General features: G+C 66.1%; 7 protein-coding genes. All 7 read right to left on the bottom strand.

What is annotated here, in order from left to right:
* A partial coding sequence (locus ACMUOY_RS19755) for a GumC family protein (protein ID WP_413894449.1) occupies nt 1-1,656 on the bottom strand: 1,656 nt, incomplete at its 3' end.
* A gap of 101 nt (nt 1,657-1,757) precedes the next feature.
* Nucleotides 1,758-2,561, bottom strand: a complete 804-nt coding sequence (locus ACMUOY_RS19750; protein WP_413894448.1) for a polysaccharide biosynthesis/export family protein — start codon at nt 2,559-2,561, stop codon at nt 1,758-1,760.
* A 119-nt stretch (nt 2,562-2,680) separates the two neighbouring features.
* On the bottom strand, nt 2,681-3,448 hold the full coding sequence (locus tag ACMUOY_RS19745) for a glycosyltransferase family 2 protein (RefSeq protein WP_413894447.1): 768 nt from the start codon (nt 3,446-3,448) through the stop codon (nt 2,681-2,683).
* Nucleotides 3,449-3,482: 34 nt separating this feature from the next.
* Nucleotides 3,483-4,250 carry a YdcF family protein gene (locus ACMUOY_RS19740; RefSeq protein WP_413894446.1) on the bottom strand — a complete coding sequence of 256 codons (768 nt, stop codon included), beginning with the start codon at nt 4,248-4,250 and terminating at the stop codon, nt 3,483-3,485.
* A gap of 149 nt (nt 4,251-4,399) precedes the next feature.
* Nucleotides 4,400-4,489 carry a type II toxin-antitoxin system PemK/MazF family toxin gene (locus ACMUOY_RS19735; RefSeq protein ID WP_413894445.1) on the bottom strand — a complete coding sequence of 30 codons (90 nt, stop codon included), beginning with the start codon at nt 4,487-4,489 and terminating at the stop codon, nt 4,400-4,402.
* Nucleotides 4,476-4,706: an addiction module antitoxin gene (locus ACMUOY_RS19730; protein WP_413894444.1), complete on the bottom strand. Its 231-nt coding sequence runs from the start codon at nt 4,704-4,706 to the stop codon at nt 4,476-4,478. Before ACMUOY_RS19730 ends, ACMUOY_RS19735 begins: the two co-directional genes overlap by 14 nt.
* Nucleotides 4,707-4,984: 278 nt before the next feature.
* On the bottom strand, nt 4,985-5,572 hold a 588-nt coding region (locus tag ACMUOY_RS19725), incomplete at its 5' end, for a hypothetical protein (protein WP_413894443.1).

The following is a 5,572-nucleotide window of genomic DNA, read 5'->3' as shown; positions in this document are numbered from 1 at the left end:
CTCCACCCGCTTGGCCTTTTTCACCTTGGGAATGATGCCCAGCAGGGGCACGCCAAACTGCGCCTCCAGCTCGTCGGCATGCTTGATCGAGTCGTCCATGTGCTCGCGCAGGTACACCAGGCCCAGCGCCAGCATCAGGCCCACGGCCAGACCGATCATCGCATTCGTCCTCATGTCGGGTTTGAACGGAAAAAGCGGCGCCTTGGCCTCATCCACCACCGAGATGTTGTTGGCGGCCACCCCGCTGGTCACGCCCACCTCCTTCAGGCGCTGCAGCAGGTTGTCGTAGATCTGGCGGTTGGTGTCGAGCTCGCGCTTGAGCAGGCTCAGATCCACGCCCTTGTCCTGGGTCTGGATCACCTCCTTGCGGGTCTCCTGCAGGCGCATGCGCACCAGGTCTTCCTGGCGTTTGGCCGCGTCGTACTGCGACTTGACCGAGGCCAGCACAGCGGCAATCTCGGCCTTGATGCGCAGATCCAGCTCGGCGATCTGCGCCTTGGTCTGCAGCATCTTGGGGAAGTCGGGTTTGTAGGTGCCCAGGTTCACCAGGTACTCGGCCTCCAGCTTCGCCTTCTGCTCCTTGATGGTCTGCACGGTCTTGTTCTCCAGCACCTGGGCGGAATTCTCGGGGCTGCGCTCCATCTCGCGGTACTGCGACTCGGCCTTCACGCGCTCCTGCTCGGCCTTTGACAGCGCCGCGGAGTAATCGGTGAAGGTCTGGTTGATCACGCTGGTCTTCTCGTCGAGCGTGAGAATGGAGTTGGCCTTGGCGTAGGTGTTGAGGGTGCGCTCCGACTCCTCCAGCCGGGCCTTGCTGGCCTTGATCTGGTCCTGCAGGAAGTTGCGCGCGTAGATGGACGACTCCATCTTGCGCTCCATGCTCATGGCCATGAAGTTCTGGGCCATTGCATTGGCCCAGCGCGCCGCCTTGGCCGGGTCTGCTCCGACCACGCTGATGCGCACCAGGCGCGAGCCTTTGACCGGCTCGACCTTGACCGAGCCCATGAAGCCACCCACCACCGCCTCGCGCCCCAGCACCTGCTTGTCCGCAATCGAGGGCTTGCCGAGGTTGTCGTAGCCCGCCAGGGTGCGGTCCTTCAGGTCGGACAGGAAGGCCCACCAGGGCCCATCACCCTCGGCCCCGCTGGCGGCCGGGCGCGCGCCCGGCACGGGTGCCGATGCGGGTGCGGAAGCCCCGCCCAGCACGCCCGGGGCGGGCGCCTGGCTGCGGGACGGGTCGAGGTTGAGTTCGTCCACCACACGCTCGGCCAGGGCGCGGCTGCGCAGCAGCTCGATCTGCGTGGGCAGGGCCATGTAATCCTCGTATTCGTCGGACGAACTCACGTCGCCCTTGAACGACACGATGCGCCCAGGGGGGCGCTCGATCTGCACCGTGGCAGAGGCCTGGTACAGCGGCGTGCTGGTCAGCGTCTTCACCACGGATACCGCCAGCCCCAGCAGCGCAAAGGCCAGCAGCACCCACTTGTACTTGTTCAGGATGCGCAGCAGCGCCTTGATGTCCAGCGAATCGTCGGCCGCATCGGCGGCGGTGTCGCGCAGCACGCCCGTCTGCAGCATGGCGGCCTCGCGCAGCGACAAGGCCGTGGTGCGTTGCGGCGGCTGGGTGGGCAGAAAAGAATCAGGCGTGGCGCTCATGGAGGAACTTCATTCGGGGCAATCGGTACAGGCAGGGCTTGCAGGGCACCCGGCGGCGCCCTGCAGACTGACGGCGCTCGGGCGACTTCGCTCGCGCGGCGTTACTTCAGGTAGTTGAACGGATTCAGCAGGTTGATGAAATCGCTCACCGCGGAATCGCGCAGCAGCACACGCACCGGCTTGCGCTGCACGACGATCACATCCTCGGGCAGCACCACCGGGTCGGGGATGTCGCCGCTGCGCACCAGGTCGAGGTCGTACATCGAACTGGTCAGCTTGCCGTCGGGGCCGGTGCGGTAGATCATCACGTTGTCCAGGTTGGCCAGATCGCCGCGCCCGCCGGCCAGCGCCATCGCGCGCAGCAGGGTGATCTGCCCGGTCAGCGGGTAGATGCCAGGCTTGGCCACCGCGCCTTCGATGGTCACGCGCTGGGTGGTGAATTCCTTGATGAACACCGAAATCTGAGGGTCCTGCAGGTATTTCTCGCCGTAGCGCGCGGCGATGGCGGCCTCGGCCTGCTGGGCCGTCATGCCGGCCAGCGCCATGCTGCCGATCAGCGGCAGCGACACCATGCCGGTGGAATTGACGCGCACCGTGCGCTTGAGGTCGGTCACGCCATAGACCTCGATGTCGAGCAGGTCATTGGGGCCGATGCGGTAGTCCGCCCCAAAACCGGCCAGCGCGTTCATCGGCTGCGCCTGCCCGGCCAGCGCCGCCGCCTTGGCGGCGGCCGGGTCGCGCGGCAGCTGGTTGGCGGCCGGATCGTTGGCCGCGGGCTGGCGCACGGTGTCCACCCGCGCCGGGGGCTGCACCGGAACCGGCACGGCGGGCGCCTGCTGCGCCATCGCCAGCCAAGGCAGCGCCGCGAGTGCCAGCGCGGCCAACTTTCTACCCACTTGTTGCATGTCGTCTGTATCCATTGGTAACCAATTATCCGGCAGAGCCGGCTATCTTTGTTGCTGCCCCGCCTTTGCCGCGCGCTCGTCGCCAGCGGCCCCATGCAAAGCCGGTGGCGCCCAGGTCGTCACACCGTGTCCGGGGCGCGGCGCACGAACTGCGGCAGCTTGGTCAAATTCTTGCGCAACAGCGCCTGCATGCCACCAATGGCATTGATGCGCATGGCCGCGTAATCCTCGCGCGACTTGCGCAGCATGCTGCTCACCGACTCATTGCTGATGCCACCCAGGCGCATGCGCACCAGCACCTGCGGCAGATAGGCCACCCGCAAGCCGCCGCGCCCCAGGAAGCGCAGAATGCACTCGTAGTCGGCCGAAATCCGAAATCGCGTGTCGAACAGACCCAGCCGCTCATACACCGAGCGCCGCACGTAAAACGTGGGGTGCGGCGGCATCCAACCCTGCTCCAGGCAACCGGGCTTGAACCTGCCGGCGCGCCAGTAACGCACCACCTGGGTCGGGTCCTGCTGGCGCACATAGACCAGGTCGCCATAGACGGCGTCCACGGCCGGGTCGGCAAAGGCCGCAGCCACCCCCGCCAGGGACCCGGGCGCCTCGAACAGGTCATCGGCATGGAGAAAGCCCACCACATCGCCCGTGGCACGGAGAATGCCCTTGTTCAGTGCGTCGTAGATGCCCTGGTCGGGCTCGGACACCAGCACCGCCAGCTGATCGCGGTGCGCCTGCAGGATGGGCAGCGTGCCATCGGTGGAGGCGCCGTCGATCACGATGTGCTCCACCGACGGCCAGGTCTGCCCCTGCACCGAGGCCAGCGCCTCGGCCACCGTGCCGGCGCGGTTGAACACCGCCGTCACCACGGAAATCTTGAGGCTCAAGGCACTCTCCCTGTCGTTGTCGTTGTCGTTGTCGTCACCATTCTGTCGTCATCTTGACCTGGGCCAGGCCCAGAACTTCCTTCACTGCGCGGCTGCTCCACTCCAGCGATCTGGCATCCGGCAGCCAGGCCGCCCAGCCACCGGGCTCGTCGCCCAGGGCCTCGGCATCGGTGGCCGCGGGGATGATTGTGACGCCGCTGCCGGCAAACACGCCCTGAAACACCGCCAAAGCCCGCGGCATGTGCAGTGCCGAAGTCACCAGCAGCACCCGGCGCGCGCCCACCTGGCGCGCCAGCGCCAGGCTGAGCTGCGCATTCTCGCGCGTGTTGCGGCTGCGCCCCTCCAGGCGCAAGGCGCTGGCGGGCACGCCCAGCGCGCGCAGCACCACGGCCATGGCCTCGGCCTCGGGCGCCACGTCTTCATCACCGGGTTTGTTGCCGCCGCTCACCAACACCCAGCGCGCCTTGCCTGCGCGGTAGAGCGCGGCCGCGTGCCACACGCGGTCAGCGGCCGAGCCAAAGCCCAAGTGCGGCTGCCCGGGCGGGCGCGCGGCCTGCATCGCACCACCCAGCACCAGCACCGCATCGGCCGCCGGCGAGGCCGCCGCCGGCACCGGCGGGTGGCGCGACTCCAGCGGCAGGGCCAGCGCCCACGCCACCCAAGGCGTGCTGACCGCCCACAGGCCACCCAGGCACAGCAGCGCCAGCGCCGAGCCGGCGCGCTGCCTGCCGCGCCAGACCAGGCCCCACGCCAGCAGCCCGCCCAGCAGGGCCAGCATCAGGGGCGAAACGAGCCCACTCACAATCTTGTTCAGCGCGTACAGCGAAGACTCCTCAGCAACAGAACCGAAATAGCATCAATTCTTATAGCAAACTATCGCCATTTGGCGAATGCCATGTTTAAATAAACTCCAAAATTTGACTCTGACCCCGTTTTTTCAGAGGGGCAGGTTCAAGTGGATCTTGCCGCGGGACGAATCCTGCGAATCTCGCCGCCCCGGGCCGGATCAAAATCCACCCACCACACTTCACCGCGACGCATGATCCACGTCGCCGATCAAGGCCTCGCTCCAGGCCAGCGCCTCCTGCTCCCGGGCCGTATCGTCCGCCATCGCGCGGTAGCCCGCCGCCAGGTCGTTGCTGACCACGTGGGGACGGGCCAGGTCTTCGAGAAACGCGCTGATCTTCCTGCGGCCGACCACACGGATCAGCCCTTCGTACACCACTTCATCCATGGTGATCGTCATTCTCTTCTGCATGGCCGGACTCCCTTTTATGCATATACGCATTGCGCAATATGTAGAACACTCGGCAGACCGCGAGGGGCTTATCACCCGTCACCCCCCCCCCAAACCGGTACCGAACCACGGAATATCCCAGCAACAAGGCCTCGATGCCCATGAAATCCGTTGATTCCGGGTTGCGCCATCCTCGCCGTCATTGCGTGGCCGCAGGCGGTCGCCATCCATGGCAATCAATTGGACTCTGACCCCAATTTTTTCGATCCAAACAAGAACTTGTCTGATCTGTGAAAACGCTAAGCTGACGCCGCTGCCGGCTCATCCGTGGGCGGCGGGGGGAGCTTGGGGCTGACGTCGTCCACGGTGATGGCTGTGCGGCGGATGCGCCAGTCTTGCTGGCGGCGCAGGGCGGACAAGGCGCGGTAGAACGAGCGGCTGGTGTCGTTGAAGCTTCGCATCGTGGCATCGTTGTCCACGGTCTTCATGTAGGTGAACTGCCTGGCATCGCGGGTGCGCTGGATCGCCTGGCAAACCTGGTCGTGGTTGGCCCACAGCCAGAGCACCGTTTCGCATTCGGCATCGATGGAATCCAGCGCATCGGACAAACCCATTTCATCCACCACGGCGCCTTCAATCAGGTCATCGCAGTCACGCATGTAGTCATCGGCCCATCCCTGCAGAGCCTTGTAAAGCGCGGGCCACTTGTGCTTGAAGGTTCTTGCCTTCGGCACATTCGGCCCCGCGGCCCGACAGGCTGTCAGCTGCGCCCGCAAGGCCGTGGTGTCGTCAAACTCCTGCTGGCCGACGGGCGTGAAGGGCTCGATGCGGGGCATGGCCTGGGGCAGCCAGCCTGGGCCAAAGGCTTCTTCGATGGCGCCCTCAAG

Origin of the sequence: Candidatus Skiveiella danica (assembly GCF_022705245.1) — a bacterium.
Classification (GTDB): Bacteria; Pseudomonadota; Gammaproteobacteria; order Burkholderiales; family Burkholderiaceae_C; genus Skiveiella; species Skiveiella danica.
Note: the sequence above shows the minus strand (reverse complement) of the source record. Positions and strands in the feature narration are given on the sequence as shown.

Coding starts and splice junctions, on each gene's coding strand:
- ACMUOY_RS19730 (WP_413894444.1), bottom strand. CDS start 4,706: ATGCAGAAGAGAATGACGATCACCATGGATGAAGTGGTGTACGAAGGG.
- ACMUOY_RS19750 (WP_413894448.1), bottom strand. CDS start 2,561: ATGCAACAAGTGGGTAGAAAGTTGGCCGCGCTGGCACTCGCGGCGCTG.
- ACMUOY_RS19735 (WP_413894445.1), bottom strand. CDS start 4,489: ATGCGTCGCGGTGAAGTGTGGTGGGTGGATTTTGATCCGGCCCGGGGC.